Here is a 17344-nt window from a genome sequence, read left to right as displayed (position 1 = left end):
CCCGGCCCGGCCGGGGCACGCCATGTCACGCGGGCGCGAAGACGAACAGGCCCGCCTGCGTGCCGACGTAGCCGTAACCGGTGGCCGTGTCGACGGACGGGATGCCGTCCTCGGGCAGGTTCTTCGCCAGCACCTTCTTCGTCCGGGTGTCCACCGCGATGCCGGTGTCGGTGGCGCTCTTGTCGTCCGTCGTCCCGTACAGCACCGACCCGTCGGCCGTGAAACGGACCGGGTCGAGGGCGTGTTCGCCGTCCTGCTGCTCCCACAGCCGCTTGCCGTCGGCGGTCTGCCACACGGCGGTGCCGGGGAAGTCCTCGAACTTGACCACGTCCCGGGCGGCGAGGTCCCCGGAGGGCGAGAACAGCACCTCCGCCGGGCCCTGGTACGAGGTGAGGAGCGCGCCGCTCTTCAGGTCGTACCAGGCGTGGATCCAGCTGCCGGAGGAGAGGGAGAGGCCGGCCTTCCAGCCGACGAGGACCTTGCCGCCGGCGATCCGCAGGATGCGCTTCTCCTCGCTCTTGGGATGGCCCTTGTCGTCCAGGGCCACGCCCTTGGGGATCTTCGCGTCGGCGGTGCTCCACACCTGCTTGCCGGTGGCGAGTTCGCTGAGCGTGATCTGCTCGGGCTCGGTCTGGTAGTTGCTGGCGTTGAGGAAGCCCGCGTAGTAGCCGCCGCTGATGAGCGGGGCATGGGCGACGGAGGCGTCCGCCGTGCCGGTCTCGGCGTCGTAGGTGCAGCTGGCGGCGGTGCCGGTGCAGGTGACCGTGCGGGACGGGCCGCCGCCGACGGGCGTGAGGCGGAGGGTGTCGCCGCTCTTCTCGACGCGGTAGCCGTCCAGCAGGGTGCCCCGCTCGTAGGAGGGGACCTTGGCGAGCTCGCCGCCGTCGGCGCCGTACAGGGTGGCCGTGGTGGTGGTCTTCGCCTCGGTGAGGCCGTCGGACGCGCTGGTCGTGGAGGAGGTCACGGCCACAGCGGGGGCGCCGCCGCGCCAGGTGACCGCCTCGACCGTCTTGGCCTTCACCTTCAGCGCCTTGCGGACGGCGCCGGTCTTCACATCGCGGAACTCCAGCGTGAGCGGCTCGGCCTCGTCGTAGTCGGACAGCATGCCCTCGGCCGACGTATTCGTGTAGCCGCCCTGCGCGTCCTTCGCCAGCAGGAGGGTGGAACCGAGGTCGAGGACGCCGGGTGCCGAGCTGCCTCCGGCGGGCAGGCTCCAGGCGGGCCGGGCGGCGAAGCCGGGCAGCGCGGGCCCCCGGTAGGCGGGGCCCTTCACGGTGTCCGCGGCGGCCGGTCCGGCGGCCGTCGCCCTGCCACCGCCGGCCGTCCCGTGACCGCCACCGCCGCCGCATCCGGTCAGCAGCGCCAGGGACAGCGACATCCCGGCGGCCGATATCCCGACGACCGCGCCGCGCGCCCGCGGACGCGTCCCGCTCCTGTGGTTCACGGATCAACTCCCCCGTGTTCATGACATGACGGGGGGCGATCCTAGCGGACGATGATCTTTCACTTGCCTGGAGCCGAAAGGGGCGTCGCGGCCGAGGCCGGCGAGACCGGCGGCGGGGTCCAGCGCCCCCTGGTGGTGACCGCGGTCGGTGAAGGTGACCGCCCACTGCCTGATGTCCGCGCACTTGGTGATCGGGTCACGGCGCAGGGTGAGGCCCGGGTACTCGGCGGTGACCGTGACCGCCGTCTCGCCGATCGGGCAGTCCCGCTGCGGCGCGCTTGCCGGGGCCTATGCCCTCTTCCGCCGCAGATCGTGGCCGGTGCTGAGGGCCGTGGCGGCCAGGAGCCCCAGCGCCACGGTTTCGGTGAGGGAGCCGGGGAGGGGAGCGGTACGGACGACGCCGAGGAGGCTCTGGCCCGCGGCGAGGGCCAGCCCTGCGCCGATGTGCAGCAGAGCCGTGGACAGCCGGCGTGTGGTCGGCAGGGCGGCGGTCCGGGAGGCGCGGGCGACGAGGACACACAGGCGGAGCGCGACGAATCCGAGCGTGAGCCAGTAGGAGAGGACCATCGCGGCGTCGGCCCAGCCCGTGAGGTGTTCGCCCAGGCCGCTCCAGGCCGTCAGGCACAGGGCGGCGACCGCGGCGACCGGGGCTGCCAGGGTGCGGAACGCCGCGGCGGTCAGGCTGCGGAGCGCCGCGCCGTTCAGCGGGGGAAGCGGTGCGGCGAGACCGGTGCCGAGCAGGAGCGGCGCGAGCCACAGGCTGGTGGCGGGGTGGTGGATATCGGCCGTGAGGGTGGTGGAGGGTTCGGTGGAGCGCAGCAGCAGCCCGGTGGCCGCGGTGAGCGCGAACAGGGCGACGGTCAGCACCCGGCGGGTCTGGCCGCTGAAGGTCTCGGGCCAGTCGCCGGGGTGCAACCAGAGCCGCGCGGCCCCTGCCAGGGTGTCGGGCCAGGAGCGGATTCCGGAGGCGGACACCTCGTGCCTGATGTCCTCGCCCCATCGCTCGCGCACGGCCGGCGGGTAGAGGCGGGTCAGGAGCGTGGCCGCGTTCATGCCGGGTTGACCCCGAGCGCGCGCAGGCCGGCGGCGGAGATCCGGGCCATCTGCTGGAGCTCGGCGCGCAGTTGGCCGCGGCCCGCGTCGGTGATCCGCATGGTGCGGTGGCGTTCCCGGTCTCCGGCCGCGTCGTCCGCGGGCTGGATCAGCCCGCGCCCCTCCAGCCGGGACAGTGCGCCGTAGAGGCTGCCGGGGCCGAGCCGGCGGCCGGTGAGCTCTTCGATCGCGGTGTTGATGGCGTATCCGTGCCGCGGCCCGTCCGCGAGGACGGTGAGCACGAGCATCTGGGCGTCGTTGCTGTGCATGGGTCTCCTTGCCTCCAGTCCCACATGGTACGAGCCGCGATACTACTTGTCACGTAGTACGAGGCGCGTACTATGACGGCCATGGAACACGTGAAGGAGAACGGCCGGGCCTCCTCGGCCGTGGTGTGGGCGAGCCTCGGCGCGGCCGGTGTGTTCGAGGCGTTGACGGTGCTGGAGACCCAGGACAAGACGGTCCGGGCGGCCAGCCCGTGGCAGGACGACCCGTACGACGTGGTGGTGTCCCTGACCCAGTTCACCGTGCCCGTACTCGCGCTGGTGATCGCGTTACGGCTGCTCGCGTGGCGGGCGCCGGGAGGCGCGGACCGGGTGCGGCAGACGGTGCGTGCGGCGGCGGCGATGGTCACGCTGGTCGGACTCACGGTGGTGTCCGAGTGGGCCGCGGTCGTCGCCGGCGCACCTGCCGCGTCCTCGGGGGCGTGGAGACCGGTGCTGATCGGCGGACTGGTCGTCAACTCCGTACTCGCCGCGGCGATCGCGGTGCTGCTCGTGCGATGCCACCGAGGGTGCGGCCCGTCCGGCGGCCGGCGGCATGACTGGCTCGGCGATGCCGTCTTCGTCTGCCGGCGGATACCCGTACTGAGGGCCTGGGCCGGTCCGGACGCCGTGACGACGGTGCGCCGCCGCGCGATGACGCTGTTCGTCACGCTGAGCACGCTGGACGCGGCGGCCATCACCGGCGCACAGGCCATCGGCGAAGGCTGGACGGACCCGCTGCTCACCGCCTGGATGCTGATCGTCGTCGCGACCTCCCACCTCGCGTTCTGCGTGATCAGCAACACGGTCGCGGGATTCATCGCCCGGCCGCCGCGCACCCGGCCCCGCCGCATCGCCGAGGCGTCGGTGGTCACGGGATGCGTCGCGATCAGTGCGGCGACGGCGTTCCGTGACGCCCTGTGGCCCGTGTTCGGGACGGGCGCGCTGACGTCCGTACCGGCTCTGGCCGCCCTCACACTCGGCGCGGGGCTGGTCACGTCCCTGGTCACGGCCGCCGTCCTGCTCGCCTGCCGCCCGTACGACTCCTCCGGCCCGCGCCGCCGCCTCGGCGCGGCCGTCACCCACCTTCGACGACCGGGTACGCACCAGTGAAAGGCGTGACGATGCGACTGTCCACAGCGCACGCACCAGCGGCACGGATGATCTGCGCCCGTGAGCTGTCCGAACGGGTCAATACATCTAGCCCCCGCAGAACTTCGCCGCCGCGGCCGCGCCGTCGCTGAACCCTCTCCGGAAGTTCTCGTTGACCGTGACGCGCTGCAGCCCCCGCACGTCGCAGTCGCTCTTCATGGCCGCGTAACCCGCCTTGTAGCCTGCCGCGTACTGCTCCTGGGCGTTCTGGCGTGCCCCTTGCTCGGCCGTGCCGCACCTGACCTCGGGGCCGCCGACCTGCCGGGCAGTGATGGTGCCGCGGGCATGAGTGATCGTCGCGGAGAAGTTTCCGCCGACGTCCGTCCGCTCGGTGCCCTGGGCCCCGTGCGCGGACTCGATGAAGACGGCCTTGTCCGGCTCGAAGCCCTCGCCGACGACCGCCAGGCTCGCCGGACCGTCGGCCCGCGAGACACCGCAGGTGGGCGACGCCGCCGCGGCCGGCGAGGCGGCAAGCTCCACTGCCCCCGCTGTCAACGACGACACCACCAGGGGAACCAGCACCGCCAGGCGTACGCATCGACCGTTCACGGGAAGCCTCCTACGTGGCTCGCCCCCCTTCGGCCCTGCCCTTCAGCGTCTCTCCGAGGGCAAGGGGTGTCAAAACGGGCACACATCCTGGCGGTTGATCGGGATCTCGTACCCGATTTCGCAGTGCGCGGCGGGAGTACCGGCGGTGAGGTCGTACGGCTCCCAACTCGTAGACCGTTGCACACGCTTGCCGTCGGCCAGGAACTCGTACGTCGTCCGGACGCACAGGTCTCCTTCGGCGATCCCGAGCCCCGCAGCGATGTCCACCGGCGCCGGCACCTTGGCGTCGGTCCGGCTCTCCCAAACGCCTCGCTTGCCCTGTACAGGTGCCGGGCGCCCGTAGTCGACCGTGGTTGTCCGCGCTTACGGGCACGGACAGGGCACGCGATACCGGCGTGCCCCGGGACGGGTTGGCACCCAGGCGTGCGCCGAACCCGTTGTCACCACCCTCCGGCCGGGGACGGCGAGGTTGCGGTGTTCGTCCGCGCCCCCAAGCATGGGGGTCAGGGAACAGCGATAGGGCACATCAGAAGGCACCTCCCAGGAGGACATGAGAGCCATGACGATTCCTGCCCCCCGGTCCGCCGGCCGTCGCCGGACAAGGCGCACTCGACGGGCATGCGTGCGACCGGCATGACCGACGACGACCGGCCGCTGCGCTGTCTGGTCACCGGCGCCACCGGTTACCTGGGCGGAAGACTGGTGCCGGAGTTGCTGGCCGCCGGGCATTCCGTGCGCTGCCTGGCCCGCTCGCCCGGCAAACTGCGGGACCATCCGTGGTCTGGGCAGGTGGAGGCCGTGCGCGGGGATGTGACGGACCAGGGGGCCGTGCGCGCGGCCATGGAGGGCATGGACGTCGCGTACTACCTGGTGCACGCGCTGGGCACCGGTCGGGGCTTCGAGGAGACCGATCGGCGTGCGGCCAGGGTCTTCGGTGAGCAGGCGCGGGCCGCCGGAATCCGTCGGATCGTCTACCTCGGCGGTCTGAGCCCTTCCGGAGTACCCCAGCACGCGCTCTCGCCCCACCTGCGGTCCCGGGCAGAAGTGGGCCGCATCTTCCTGAGCTCGGGCGTGCCCACCGCCGTACTGCGGGCAGCCGTGATCATCGGGTCGGGCTCGGCCTCGTTCGAGATGCTGCGGTATCTGACCGAGCGGCTGCCCGTGATGGTGACCCCGAGCTGGGTGCGCACCCGTATCCAGCCGATCGCCGTCCGCGACGTGCTCCGCTTCCTCGTGGGATGCGCGACGCTGCCGTACGACGTGAACCGCGCCTTCGACATCGGCGGACCGGACATCGTCACGTACGAGGAGATGATGCGGCGGTACGCCGTCGTCGCCGGGCTGCCGAAACGCGTCATCGTCCCTGTTCCGCTGCTCACCCCACGGCTGTCCAGCCTGTGGGTCGGCCTGGTCACCCCGGTTCCGGGTGCTCTCGCGCGCCCACTGGTCGAGTCGCTGAAGCACGAGGTGGTCTGCGCCGAGCGGGACATCGTCCGTTACGTGCCAGAACCGCCGGAGGGACCGGTCGGTCTCGACCGGGCGATCCGGCTGGCTCTGAGGCGCGTGCAGGACGCGGAGGTGGCCACCAGGTGGTCCTCCGCCTCGACTCCCCGCGCCCCCAGCGACCCGCTGCCCACCGACCCCGACTGGGCGGGCGGGAGCCTCTACACGGATCACCGCGAGCGCACGGTCGCGGCGTCGCCGCAGGCGCTGTGGCGGGTGGTGGAGGCGATCGGCGGCGAGAACGGCTGGTACTCCTCGCCGCTGGCCTGGTCCCTGCGGGGCTGGCTGGACACCCTGGTGGGCGGTGTCGGCCTGCGCCGGGGCCGCCGGGACGCGACCCGGCTGCGGGCCGGCGACAGCCTGGACTTCTGGCGAGTGGAGGAGATCGAGCCGGGCCGGCTGCTCCGGTTGCGCGCCGAGATGCGGCTGCCGGGCCTGGCCTGGCTGGAGATGGCCGTCGACCAGGACCCACAGGGGCGCACGGTGTACCGGCAGCGGGCGCTGTTCCATCCGCACGGCCTGGCCGGGCACGCCTACTGGTGGGGCGTGGCCCCCTTTCATGCCGCGGTCTTCGGCGGCATGGTCCGCAACATCGCCGCCGCGGCCGAATCGGCCGCCCCCGAACCGGCCCGTGCCCGCTGAGGGGGCTCGGGGAACCGTGCGCGTCTCGGTCGCCCTGTTCACCGCCGACCTGCGGGTGCACGACAACCCGGTCCTCCAGGCCGCGCTGAAGGACGCGGAACGTGTGGTCCCGCTCTTCGTCGTCGACAGCGGCATCCGCCGCACCGGCTTCGCCGTACCCAACCGCGCGGCGTTCCTCGCCGGCAGCCTGGCCGACCTCGACGCGGCCCTGCGGGCTCGGGGCGGCCGGCTGGTGGTGCGCGTCGGGGACGTGGTCGAGGAGACCTGCCGGGTGGCGGCGGAGACCGGGGCGGCCGTGGTGCACATCGCGGGCGGGGTGAGCCGCTACGCGGCCCGGCGCGAGGACCGGCTGCGCGCGGAGCTGGCCGGCGACCGGCGCGAACTACGCGTCCACGAAGCCTCGTTGACGGTCGTCCCGCCGGGGGCGCTGACACCCGCGGGCAAGGACACGGACCACTTCGCCGTCTTCACCCCGTACTTCCGCCGGTGGGAGGGCTTCTCCGTGCGCGGGGTCCTGCCGGCACCGCACGCCGTACGGCTGCCGGACGTGGGCTCGGCAGGCCTTCCCCGCGCCGAGTCCCTCGCGTCGGGCTCCGCGTCGCCGGACCTGCCCGCCGGCGGGGAATCCGAGGCCCGCCGCAGGCTGCGGTCATGGCTGGCGGGTCCGCTGTCCGCATACGACGACCGGCACGACGACCTGGCCGCCGACGCGACCTCCCGGCTCTCCCCCTACCTGCACTTCGGCTGCCTCTCACCCACCGAACTGCTGCACCGGGTCCGCGCCCGGGACGATCCCGGTGCGCGTGCCTTCGTCCGCCAGCTCGCCTGGCGGGACTTCCACCACCAGGTCCTGGCGGCCCGCCCCGACGCGGCCGACCACGACTACCGCCCCCGGCACGACCGCTGGCGTCACGCGCCACAGGAGTTCGAGGCCTGGCAGGACGGCCGCACGGGCTACCCCGTCGTCGACGCCGCCCTGCGACAGCTCCGCCACGAGGGCTGGATGCCGGGCCGGGCCCGCCTGCTCGCGGCGAGCTTCCTCACCAAGACGCTGTACGTGGACTGGCGGACGGGAGCCCGCCACTTCCTGGACCTCCTCGTCGACGGCGATGTGGCCAACAACCAGCTCAACTGGCAGTGGGTCGCCGGGACCGGCACGGACACCCGCCCGAACCGGCTCCTCAACCCACTCGTCCAGGCACGGCGGTACGACCCCGGCGGGGAGTACGTACGCCGCTGGCTCCCCGAGCTCCGCCACCTCGACGCCACCGCGGTCCACCGCGTCCCCCACCTCGACGCAGCCGGCCGCACGGGCCTGGACTACCCCGCCCCGATCGTGGACCTCGCCGCGGCCGCCGCCCGGTTCAGGGAACGACGGGGCGCCGAGTGACCGGAACAAAACAAACCCCAGGCCGCTGACCTGGGTTTCATCACGGGTCTGGCACGCCGCTAGCAGCCGTTGGTTAGAGGACGCCTCAGTCACATATCGCCTGCGTAGTCAAGCCAGGCAGGCAAAAGAACGGATCCGAGGACAGGGGGTGGCTTGTCATGTTATGCATGTGAGTTCACGTGATCTGCGGGTGGGGAGAAGGCGTGCTTCTTAGCGATCTGGCCAAGCTTTGCGGCGTGCAAGCGTCCTGGGTCGGTTTGATTTCAGACTCAAAGGGTGTACGAGAGGAACGCGAACCGAAGGAAAACTATGTCATTCCTGAGATTCGTATTACGCATGTCAGCGACCCGGTGACTCCCTCGCTGATCCTTATTACGGCGCCAGCTGCCGTAGGGAAAACGACAGCAGCACGCTACCTGAGTAACACACTCAGGGCGCCTATCGTCGACCTTTCGACTCTTCATGTAGGAAGCAACGCACTCGAAGGGGCGTTGTGGAAATCAATGAGCCCAGGAAAAGCTGGGAACTTTGTCGAAGAAATGAGGGGTGGGCGCGCGACCCTGATTATTGATGCTCTCGACGAGGCGGAGATCCGATCCGGCCAAGCGAACTTCCAGGCCTTTCTTCGAGACGTGGCCGAGACTGCATCCGACATGTCGGGCAACCCTGCCATGATCATGCTCTCCCGAGCTGAGAGCGCGCGGTCCTTGACCGAACTATTCAAAAAGCGGAATCTCCAATACTCCCACTTCGAGATTCTTCCCTTCGGGCGCGCTCAAGCTGAAACATACTTGGATGCTCGCATGGCCGAAGTGTACGCGGCTTCGGGGAAAGAAGCTGTGCACCGTCGCTACCTCGTTCCCTACGAAAAAGCTCGCGATACCCTGTTCTCCCTATTGGCTTCTGTCATCTCTAACCGAAGCTCGGATATCTGGGAAGATCCATCTGTCCGAGATTTCCTCGGATATGCACCGGTCTTGGATGTTGCTGCGGAATTTCTGGCGGTGGATAACTTCACAACGCTGCATCGAGACTTCTCGTCATCCGAAGCGGCAGAGGGAACAGCGCATTGGCACCTGGTCGCGCAGGTAATTGATCATCTCCTAGTTCGAGAACAAGACAAGTTTGTAACTCAGTTCATTGAAACTATGGAGTTCGAATCGTTCGGGGATCGCCGGCTGTCGGCTGCCCTGTACGCCCCCGAGGAGCAGTGCACACGCCTCCTTGACTACGTAGAGAACATTCCAACATCGGTAGAGCTGCCAGCCCATCTGCCTGAGCGCCTGCGGGAGCCCTACGAAGTGGCCGTTACGGCACAGCTGGTAAACCACCCCTTCTTGCGTGGTTCTGAATGGTTCAACGTAATCTTTCGCGATTACGTGACGGCGCGATCTCTGGCTAGCGTTACTACCGCAGGTGACGCTGGGGCATCAATTCGGAGTCGACTGCTCTCTTCTGAGTGGAAGCATTCGCCGATGTTTGCGTATTTCACACATGCTCTCACGCGAGTGAAGGGGGTGTCTGTCAGTACTTGCCACTCTGAGCTATTCGGAGCCCTCTACGAATCCTTCAAGTCGATGTGCCTCGCAGGTGACACCCTGCACTTCACTGTAGGGAGGACTGGTAACAGGCTGTTGGCGTCTTACGCCGTATCGTCAAAGCCGCGAGGTGAGATGGTTCTTACTATGGGGCCGCTCGGCTTTGCGTCGTACGAGGGCAGCCTGACTCTGACGTTTCCGCGCGAGTTGAGCAACGCGGAGATTTACGAGGTGCCAGAGGTGATGCTCGGAGGCGAAGGAAGCTCCTTCAAATTCGGGCCGAGTGTTTACGTAGCTTGCCACGACCTGCTCGTCGTGGCTAAAGACGTCCAGGTGTTCGGCGCGGGGGATGAGGCCGAAATGCCGGTCCTGCTGAATGTTGCCAATCTCATCAGCGAGAACGTGAAGATCCGGGTCGAGTCCGCACAGCTTCACGTGCTCTGTGATGACTTGTATTACCCCTGGACGCAATATCAGAAGAAGCTGAGCCCTTCCAAGCTGCATTCAAATGCCCGCGAGGCGTCAGCCCTGTATCTGGAATTGCGGCGCATTGTGTTGCGATTCAAAGACGCAAAGAAGGGGGAAGCTGCCCTCTTTCAGCCATTCGTTGACAACCTTATTATCGGCGAGAATCGGCGGGCACGAACTGCGCTGGACTTTTTGCAAAGCATTGGCTGCGTGGAGGTACGAAACAGCATGTATCTGCTCGACCTCGCGGAGTTCGCCAAGCTGGGGATTTCACGACCTCAGCTCCGGGAGCTTGAAATGTCGGGGGCCGTAGTAGCTGTCAGTCAGAGGCTCGTCGAATTCGCGTCGCGAAAAGGGTGACAGTTTCCGAGTTCAAGTCGTCGCCATTGCGCGAGTGAATCGGCCCCTGCTGCCGCATAGCGCAACAGGGGCCGTAATCCACGCCTTTGTAGCCGAGTCGCCCTTACTTCGCGACTGTGGTGCCGTTCTTCGTCAGCTCGTCAAGTTCACCCGGCACCTCGAAGAGGTTTCGGAGAAGTTGGGTTGTGAAGCGAAGCGCCCGCTCTGCCGTTTCTTGGTCCACTCGTTCATCGCTCGCATGGGCGCCCACATTGCCGATGGATCCGATGTGATGCAGGAGCGGCCCGAACGATTGCGTGACGTGACCGTCGGCGATCAGCTTTTCGATACTCTTCATGAGGATCTTTTCTCTGATCTCGTAGTGAGCCGCGGCGGCTTCCAGCGTGCGCCTGAGTTGAACGGCGGCGGCGTCTGGCACGCCTACGCGAAGCACGAGTAGGGCATCATTGTAGTAGCGTGCCACGTCCTCTGGTAGGTGGCTGATGTCTGTCTTGGCGTGAGAGGAGGTCGGCACTACCTCGTACACTTTGGTGTCGTCACTGCCGGGGGCGCCGTGACGCACCAGAACGGCGTTTCCGCATGCTGGGCATCCGAGAGTCGCCCAAAACTTACGCTCGCCCCACTTGTCAACCACTTGCTGGTCGACGTTGATGGTTGTCAACCGGGTATTCGTGAGACCACACCACGGGCAGTCTCGGAATGAGTATCGTTCGTCCCAAGGCATGAGAAGAGACTAGCTAGGTGGCGAAAGCCGGAGGGCCTTTTTTCGAAAGGTCGGTGGAGCGGGCTTTGGGCTGGAGCTGCTTTGGCGCTAGTGATCATGGTCCCGTAAGCTTCCGGCGCGTCGGGCAGTCTGTGGACCTGCCCGGTAAAACACGACGTTGGGGCCATGATCTTCAAGGCTCGCACCAAAGGGGCTGCCTAAAGCCGTGGAGCCGACCGCCCCAGCCACGACGTACCCCTTCTCTGGGGGCAGGCGTCTGATCGCCGTGCCGCGCGCGGGGAGCGGAGCGAGCCGCCCTGATGAAGTGGGGAAAGTCTTGTCCCGCTGGGATGAGGTGCTTGCCGTCGTGGCTCCGAACGTGGGGGCCGTGGTCGTCCAGGGCATCCAGGACTCTGATCGCGAAGACCTCGGACATGCGCTCTTGGACCTCGTGGAGCGTGAGCCAGTCGACGGCCGTTGTCTCAATGGAAGTGCACCCCGTGCCGGCCACTGGCTCACAGCGGAAGACCAGGGCCACGACGCCCAGCTTCATCTTCTTGTAGACGCCGGTCAGTTGGCGTACGCGCACCGTGATGCCGGTTTCCTCGAAGACCTCGCGGATGACATCGGTCTGGGGGTCCTCGTGCAGCTCCACGGCGCCGCCAGGTGCTTCCCAGGTGTCGCTGTCTGCTCTGCGGATGGCGAGGATCCCGTTGTCCTCGCGTGTGGTGATCCCGACGACGGACACTGAATGACACGGGGGCGGCCGGTGTGGGTGGTGAACAGGACACTCAGCGCGAGGCCATGAGCCACATGGACCGCCTGCTACGGAGGCGCCCCGGCCGTCAGTGACCGCCACCGTTGATGTCAGAAGTAGACGTCAAAGGGCCTTCACCTACGGAAATCCGTGGGAGAAGGCCCTTTGACCTGGTGCCCCCGGCAGGATTCGAACCTGCGACACCCGCTTTAGGAGAGCGGTGCTCTATCCCCTGAGCTACGAAGGCGGGGATCTGTCGGAAAACGTGTCTCCGGCAGTGCTGCGGTGACAGAGCTGGCGTGCAGCTGTGCCACCGCCCACAGTGTAGCGGCTGGCGCTGTGGCGGCTGGAGGGTTGGTCGTTTTGGCTGCCGGGCGGCAGGTCGCCGAGGGGAATCAGCAGGCCGGCGTCGGTGGCGTGGGCGGGAAGACGCGCTGGTGTGGGTGGGCCTGGTGAAGCGCGAGACTGGGCGTAGGCACGCGCGCGGTCGCCACTTGAGAAGCCGATGAATCGCCATGCCGGGGCAGGAGGCCACGGCGGCAGGAGGGGTTCGGGCACGCCGCCCCGGTGCGGTGGCCGCTGCCTGGGGAGGCATGCAGGGCGGACCGGCTGGGGAGATCGGCGGGACATCGGCGGGGACGTCGGCTAGGGAGACCGGCCGGGGGGACCCGGCGGGCCGGATGGGGCGGCCGACTCGGCAGGCCGGATGGGCGGTCGGCTGGGCAGGTCAGACGGGCAGTTCGGCTGGGCAGGCTGGATGGGGAACTGGCTGGGCTGGTCACCCGGGCAGGGCGGCTGGGGCCAGCTGCACAGGCCAGACAGGCAGGCCGGATGAAGGCCAGACGGCCAGGCCCAATGAGGGCCGGCCAGGCAAGCCGGATCGGCAGGCTGTCCGGGGATGCCGGTCAGGCAGGCCGAGTGGGGAGCGCAGGTCAGGCCAGGCCGGATGGGGAGCGCAGGTAAGGGCTGGCCGGATGGGGAGCGCAGGCAAGGGCTGGCCGGGTGGGGAGCGCAGGTAAGGGCTGGCCGGGTGGGGAGCGCAGGTAAGGGCTGGCCGGGTGGGGACCGCAGGTCAGGCCAGGCCGGATGGGGACCGCAGGTCACGGCTGGCCCGGTGGGGACCGCAGGTCAGGGTAGGAACGTGAGGTGTCTGCTGTGCGGGTCGAGGAGGTGGCCCGCGCGCTTGACGGTGCGCAGGGTGACGCAGCGGTCCGGGATGCGTACGCCCTCCAGGCGGTCCTCGATCCGGGCCTCCAGGCGGCTGACGTCGGACAGTTCCCGCAGCCAGACGCCCATGATCAGGTTGTAGGTGCCGACCGTGGTGATCACCAGGCGGGTCTGTGCCAGGCGGGTCAGCTGCGCGGCTGCCGCCGCCACCCGGCCGGCCGGCACGCGCATGAAGTACCAGGCCTGGACAGGGCGGCCGGACACCGGCACGGCCACGTCCGTGCGCAGCACGGTGCGCCGGTCGGCGAGGAGGCGCTGCACGGTGTCCCGGGCCCGGCGTACCGAGATGCCGGTGCGGGAGGCAATCTCGGTGGACGGCATGCGCCCGTCCTCGTGCAGGGCCGCGAGGACGGCGCGGTCCAGTGCGGAGAGCGCGGGAGCCGGGGAGACGGTGTGGCGGGTGCGGCCGGTGAAGCGTTCGGCCCGGGCCGGGCTGAGGGCTCCCAGGCGCCAGTCGCTGGCCTCGCTCAGGAAGGACGTGACCAGGTGGGCGCGGACCGCCCGGATCTGCGGCCGGGCGCCCAGGCGCGCCAGGAGGTAGTCGCCGAGGGCGACCTCGCTGTCGCATCGGACCCACAGCAGCAGGTCGCGTGCGCCCGAGGTGACGTCCAGGGCGAAGCACTCCCGGTCACCCGCCACGGCCGCGGCCGCTTCGAGCGGATTGCCGGCGCACTCCACCTCCACGGCGGCCGTGCGCCACTCGCCGGGCCCTGGCTGGTATGCGGTCACCCAGGCCAGACCCGCCTCGCGCAACCGGTTCCAGCGGCGTGAGACGGTGGCCGCGTCCACCCCGAGCACGGCGGCGACCTTTGCCCATGAGGCGCGTGGCTCGATCTGCAGGGCGTTGACGATCTGCCGGTCCAGGTTGTCGATGTTGGTCTCCACACCTTCCTCAGCGCGCGTTCCTGCAAAGAAATGCCCAGCGCGGACCGGATCCTGCACGGAGTGCTGCCAGCGGCGGCGTTCGCATGAAGATCACGCGTGGCTTCCTGCCCGCAGGAGGCCACCAGGCATGTACAGGAGGACAGATGACCAACCCTCACATATCGCGCCGCCGGCTGCTGCAGACCGCGGCGACGGCGGGCGCGGCTGCGGCGGGCGGCCTCGCCACCGGCACCGGTGCCCACGCCGCCGGGACCGGCACCCGGGCGGGGGCCGCCGGCACCCGCGCGCAGCCGGCCGGCAGACAGACACTGACCTTCACCGCCGCCACCAACGGCGCCGCCTCTCTCGCGCCCGCCGGTGACCGGCTGGTGGCCGACGTGCAGGACGTGCTGTGGTCTGTGCCGCGCGGGGGTGGCGCAGCCGTACCGCTCACTCCGGCGGATCTGGAGGCGACGCGGCCCGTGCACGCGCCCGACGGCAGGCTGATCGCGGTCTCCGCCTACCGTTCGGGCTGCTATCACATCTGGACGCTGAAGCCGGACGGCACGGAGCTGACCCAGCGCACCGACGGGCCGTGGGACGACCGCGGCCCGGCCTGGTCGCCGGACGGCCGGTACATCGCGTTCGCCTCCGAGCGCGACGGCGACCCGGTGGCGGGCGCCTCCTACCGCATCTGGGTGCTGGAGCTGAGCACCGGCAAGCTCACCCGGCTGACCGGGCTGCCGGGCCAGAGCGGGCCGGCCCAGGAGGAGATGTGGGAGGACTTCGACCCCGTCTGGTCGCCGGACGGCAAGCGCGTGCTGTTCGTCCGGGCCGCTGTGCAGAAGGGTGTCTTCACGGCACACACGATCGCGTCCGTCGCGGCCGACGGCAGCGGTGCCGTCACCACGGAGCACACCGACTCCAGCGGTGCCCAGCTCCTCGTGCCCGCCGTCTCCACCACCGGAACACTGGCCTACCTGCGCACCACCCCCGCGCCCCAGGCCTCGTGCACCCTCGTCGTGGCCGGCGAACCGGTGGCGGTCAAGGGTGACGTCGCGCCCGTACCGCCGCGCTGGGTGTCCGCCAAGGAACTGCTGCTGACCATCGACGGCCGCTTCACCGTCGTGGCCGTCGACGCGCCCGGAACCCGGCAGGAGATCCCCTTCACCGCGCCGCTGCCGGTCGACCGGCCCGACTACCAGGTCAAGACGTTCGACCTGGACGGCACCGACACCCGGTCGGTACGGGCGCTGGACCTGCCCGCGCTGTCGCCCGACGGCACGCAGGTGGCGTTCATGGCGCTCAACTCCGTGTGGACCGGCGACGTCTCGGGAGGAAGGGCGCCGCGCCGGATCGCCCGGGCGAAGAGCACCGGCTATGTGTACGCCCCCGCGTGGACGCCCGACGGGAAGGCGCTGCTGTACAGCGACGACCGCGACGGACTGCCCGCCGTCCGCCGGCGGGACCTGGCCACGGGCGAGGAGAGCGTGCTCGCCTCGGGAGGGCGGATCCAGCCGGTGCTCTCGCCCGACGGCAGCCGGCTGGCCTGCTTCGACCTGTCCGCCAACCTGCTCGTCCGCGACCTGGGCACCGGCCAGGAGAAGGTCCTCGCCGCCAGCCCGGCCGGCGGGGAGCTGTCGGGCCGGCCCAGCTGGTCCCCCGACGGGCGTCATGTGGCCGTCAGCTTCCGCAACCGGATCAACCAGCGCTTCCGCGAGGGCTACAACCTGATCCGGGTGATCGACACCGCCGACGGTACGGCGCGCACCTACGCCGTCGCACCCCACACGTCGATATCCGACCGGAACAGCAACGGACCGGTCTGGTCCCCCGACGGCCGGTACATGGCCGTCGTCGTCGAGTCCGCGCTGTGGCTGCTGCCGGTACGGGCCGACGGCAGCCCCGACGGCGCACCGCGCCGCGTGTCCGACGAGGCCGCCGACCACCCCACCTGGTCGGGGGACGGAAGCCGGATCCTGTACCTGTCCGCGGGCCGGCTCAGGCTCCTCGACGTCGCCGGCGGCACCGCGCGCACGGTCGCCATGCCGCTCGACTACCGCAGGCCGGCCCCCGAGGACACGGTTGTGCACGCCGGCCGCTTCTGGGACGGCACCGGAGGCGACGACACCGTCCGGGAGGACGTCGACATCACCATCCGCGGCGGGCGCGTCGTCGCGGTCGAGGCGCACAGCGCACGGCGCCCGGCCGGCCGCCGCGTCGACGCCTCGGCCCAGACCGTGATCCCGGGGCTGTGGGACGCGCACATGCACCCGCAGTCCGCCCTCTACGGCGGGCGGCAGGCGGCGATCCTGCTCTCCTACGGCATCACCACCGCCGTGTCGATGGGCGGCTACGCCTACGAGGGCGCCCGGCTGCGCGAGGCGACGGCCGCCGGGGAACTGACCGGGCCCCGGCTGATCACCTCCGGCGAGGTCCTCGACGGAACACGCGTGGCCTGGGACAACCGCGTCCACACGACGTCCGAGGGGCTTCGGCGCACCCTGTCCCGGGCGAAGGCGCTCGACTGGGACTTCGTCAAGACGTACGTACGGGCGCCGGGCTGGCTGATGAGCGAGGCGACGCGCTTCGCCCACGAGGAGCTGGGCGTGCGCTCGGGCAGTCACAACCTGTCTCCCGGCATCCAGGTGGGCCAGGACATGACCACGCACCTGCAGGCGACGCAGCGCGCGGAGTACGGGCATGCCACCACCGCCGGTGAACTCGCCTACCAGGACGTGACGGAGATCTACACCGCCACGGGCGACTTCCACCTGCTCATCACGCCCTTCTCGGCCGGCCCCCTGCTCGGCGCCGATCCGGAGCTGGCGCAGGACGAGCGGGTCACCCGGCTGATGCCCCCGTGGGAGACGGACGAGGTGCGCCGGGTCGCGGGGACGCCGCCCACCGCGCCGCAACTGGCCACACTGGACCGGGAGATCGCGATCTACCGCCGGGTGGCGGCCGCGAACGGGCTGCTCGCGCTCGGCACGGACGCGCCGATCATCCCGACCGGCCTCGGCATCCACCTCGGCCTGCGCGCCCTGCGGCGCGGCGGCTTCACCGCCGCGCAGGCCCTGCGCACGGCGACCGCGCTGCCCGCCCGGATCTTCGGCGTGGAGCGCGACCTGGGCACCCTGGAGACGGGCAAGCTGGCCGACCTGGTGGTGATCGACGGTGACCCGTTCGAGGACTTCGACTCGCTGGTGCGGACCGTGTCCATGATGCGCGGCGGAGTCCTGTACCAGCAGGCGGAGCTGGTCTCGTCCGTGCCGGCGGTGGCGGCGGTGGCGGCGGAGCGGAAGCACTGGGCGCGGACCGGCCACAAGCTGCGCACCGCGTGCTGCGGTCCCGTGCACTGAGCGGATCCGGCCCTGCCCGGCCGAAAGGAG

The 17344-nt window shown here is 69.8% G+C and carries 11 protein-coding genes, 1 tRNA gene and 2 pseudogenes; 5 read left to right on the top strand and 9 right to left on the bottom strand.

Annotated elements, in window-relative coordinates; genetic code table 11:
- Nucleotides 1-25: 25 nt before the first annotated feature.
- The 3 genes from ABT171_RS03130 to ABT171_RS03120 form a co-directional block, all read right to left on the bottom strand.
- Nucleotides 26-1444, bottom strand: a complete 1419-nt coding sequence (locus ABT171_RS03130) for a hypothetical protein (RefSeq protein ID WP_351239201.1) — start codon at nucleotides 1442-1444, stop codon at nucleotides 26-28.
- 288 nt (nucleotides 1445-1732) lie between these two features.
- Nucleotides 1733-2497 (bottom strand): hypothetical protein, encoded by a 765-nt coding sequence (locus ABT171_RS03125; protein WP_351239199.1) that lies wholly within the window; start codon nucleotides 2495-2497, stop codon nucleotides 1733-1735.
- The gene (locus tag ABT171_RS03120; protein ID WP_351239197.1) at nucleotides 2494-2805 is read right to left on the bottom strand and encodes a PadR family transcriptional regulator; all 312 of its coding nucleotides are present in this window, start codon (nucleotides 2803-2805) and stop codon (nucleotides 2494-2496) included. The genes ABT171_RS03125 and ABT171_RS03120 overlap by 4 nt, the downstream gene beginning before the upstream one ends.
- 81 nt (nucleotides 2806-2886) lie before the next feature.
- Between ABT171_RS03120 and ABT171_RS03115 the strand changes: the two genes are divergently transcribed.
- Entirely contained in the window at nucleotides 2887-3912 is a 1026-nt protein-coding gene (locus ABT171_RS03115) for a hypothetical protein (protein ID WP_351239195.1), read from the top strand.
- An 87-nt stretch (nucleotides 3913-3999) separates the two neighbouring features.
- On the opposite strand, the gene ABT171_RS03110 is transcribed toward ABT171_RS03115, so the two are convergent.
- Both ABT171_RS03110 and ABT171_RS03105 read right to left on the bottom strand, forming a co-directional pair.
- On the bottom strand, nucleotides 4000-4500 hold the full coding sequence (locus ABT171_RS03110) for a hypothetical protein (protein WP_351239193.1): 501 nt from the start codon (nucleotides 4498-4500) through the stop codon (nucleotides 4000-4002).
- Nucleotides 4501-4635: 135 nt separating this feature from the next.
- Nucleotides 4636-4818, bottom strand: a pseudogene (locus ABT171_RS03105) (GntR family transcriptional regulator); the annotation flags it as partial.
- Between the two features lie 300 nt (nucleotides 4819-5118).
- Here ABT171_RS03105 and ABT171_RS03100 point away from each other — a divergent pair.
- From ABT171_RS03100 to ABT171_RS03090, 3 genes are all read left to right on the top strand, one after another.
- Nucleotides 5119-6645 carry an SDR family oxidoreductase gene (locus ABT171_RS03100; protein WP_351239191.1) on the top strand — a complete coding sequence of 509 codons (1527 nt, stop codon included), beginning with the start codon at nucleotides 5119-5121 and terminating at the stop codon, nucleotides 6643-6645.
- A 16-nt stretch (nucleotides 6646-6661) separates the two neighbouring features.
- Nucleotides 6662-8035 (top strand): cryptochrome/photolyase family protein, encoded by a 1374-nt coding sequence (locus ABT171_RS03095; protein WP_351239189.1) that lies wholly within the window; start codon nucleotides 6662-6664, stop codon nucleotides 8033-8035.
- A 203-nt stretch (nucleotides 8036-8238) separates the two neighbouring features.
- On the top strand, nucleotides 8239-10401 hold the full coding sequence (locus ABT171_RS03090) for a hypothetical protein (protein ID WP_351239187.1): 2163 nt from the start codon (nucleotides 8239-8241) through the stop codon (nucleotides 10399-10401).
- 103 nt (nucleotides 10402-10504) lie between these two features.
- On the opposite strand, the gene ABT171_RS03085 is transcribed toward ABT171_RS03090, so the two are convergent.
- From ABT171_RS03085 to ABT171_RS03070, 4 genes and pseudogenes are all read right to left on the bottom strand, one after another.
- Nucleotides 10505-11062 carry a DUF4145 domain-containing protein gene (locus ABT171_RS03085; RefSeq protein ID WP_351239185.1) on the bottom strand — a complete coding sequence of 186 codons (558 nt, stop codon included), beginning with the start codon at nucleotides 11060-11062 and terminating at the stop codon, nucleotides 10505-10507.
- Nucleotides 11063-11444: 382 nt separating this feature from the next.
- Nucleotides 11445-11852, bottom strand: a pseudogene (locus tag ABT171_RS03080) (NUDIX domain-containing protein); the annotation flags it as partial.
- 180 nt (nucleotides 11853-12032) lie between these two features.
- Nucleotides 12033-12108 (bottom strand) — tRNA-Arg (locus tag ABT171_RS03075).
- Between the two features lie 881 nt (nucleotides 12109-12989).
- Complete coding sequence (locus ABT171_RS03070; protein WP_351239183.1) at nucleotides 12990-13973, bottom strand: Lrp/AsnC family transcriptional regulator; 984 nt, start codon at nucleotides 13971-13973, stop codon at nucleotides 12990-12992.
- Nucleotides 13974-14116: 143 nt separating this feature from the next.
- Between ABT171_RS03070 and ABT171_RS03065 the strand changes: the two genes are divergently transcribed.
- On the top strand, nucleotides 14117-17314 hold the full coding sequence (locus ABT171_RS03065) for an amidohydrolase family protein (protein ID WP_351239181.1): 3198 nt from the start codon (nucleotides 14117-14119) through the stop codon (nucleotides 17312-17314).
- Nucleotides 17315-17344 lie beyond the last annotated feature (30 nt).

It is taken from the genome of Streptomyces sp. NPDC001851, from assembly GCF_040297165.1.
Lineage (GTDB): Bacteria > Actinomycetota > Actinomycetes > Streptomycetales > Streptomycetaceae > Streptomyces.
Note: the sequence above shows the minus strand (reverse complement) of the source record. Positions and strands in the feature narration are given on the sequence as shown.

What these genes read in the sequence shown, in the direction of transcription:
- ABT171_RS03125 (WP_351239199.1), bottom strand. Translation starts at nt 2,497, where the DNA reads ATGAACGCGGCCACGCTCCTGACCCGCCTCTACCCGCCGGCCGTGCGC.
- ABT171_RS03120 (WP_351239197.1), bottom strand. Translation starts at nt 2,805, where the DNA reads ATGCACAGCAACGACGCCCAGATGCTCGTGCTCACCGTCCTCGCGGAC.
- ABT171_RS03115 (WP_351239195.1), top strand. Translation starts at nt 2,887, where the DNA reads ATGGAACACGTGAAGGAGAACGGCCGGGCCTCCTCGGCCGTGGTGTGG.
- ABT171_RS03100 (WP_351239191.1), top strand. Translation starts at nt 5,119, where the DNA reads ATGCGTGCGACCGGCATGACCGACGACGACCGGCCGCTGCGCTGTCTG.
- ABT171_RS03065 (WP_351239181.1), top strand. Translation starts at nt 14,117, where the DNA reads ATGACCAACCCTCACATATCGCGCCGCCGGCTGCTGCAGACCGCGGCG.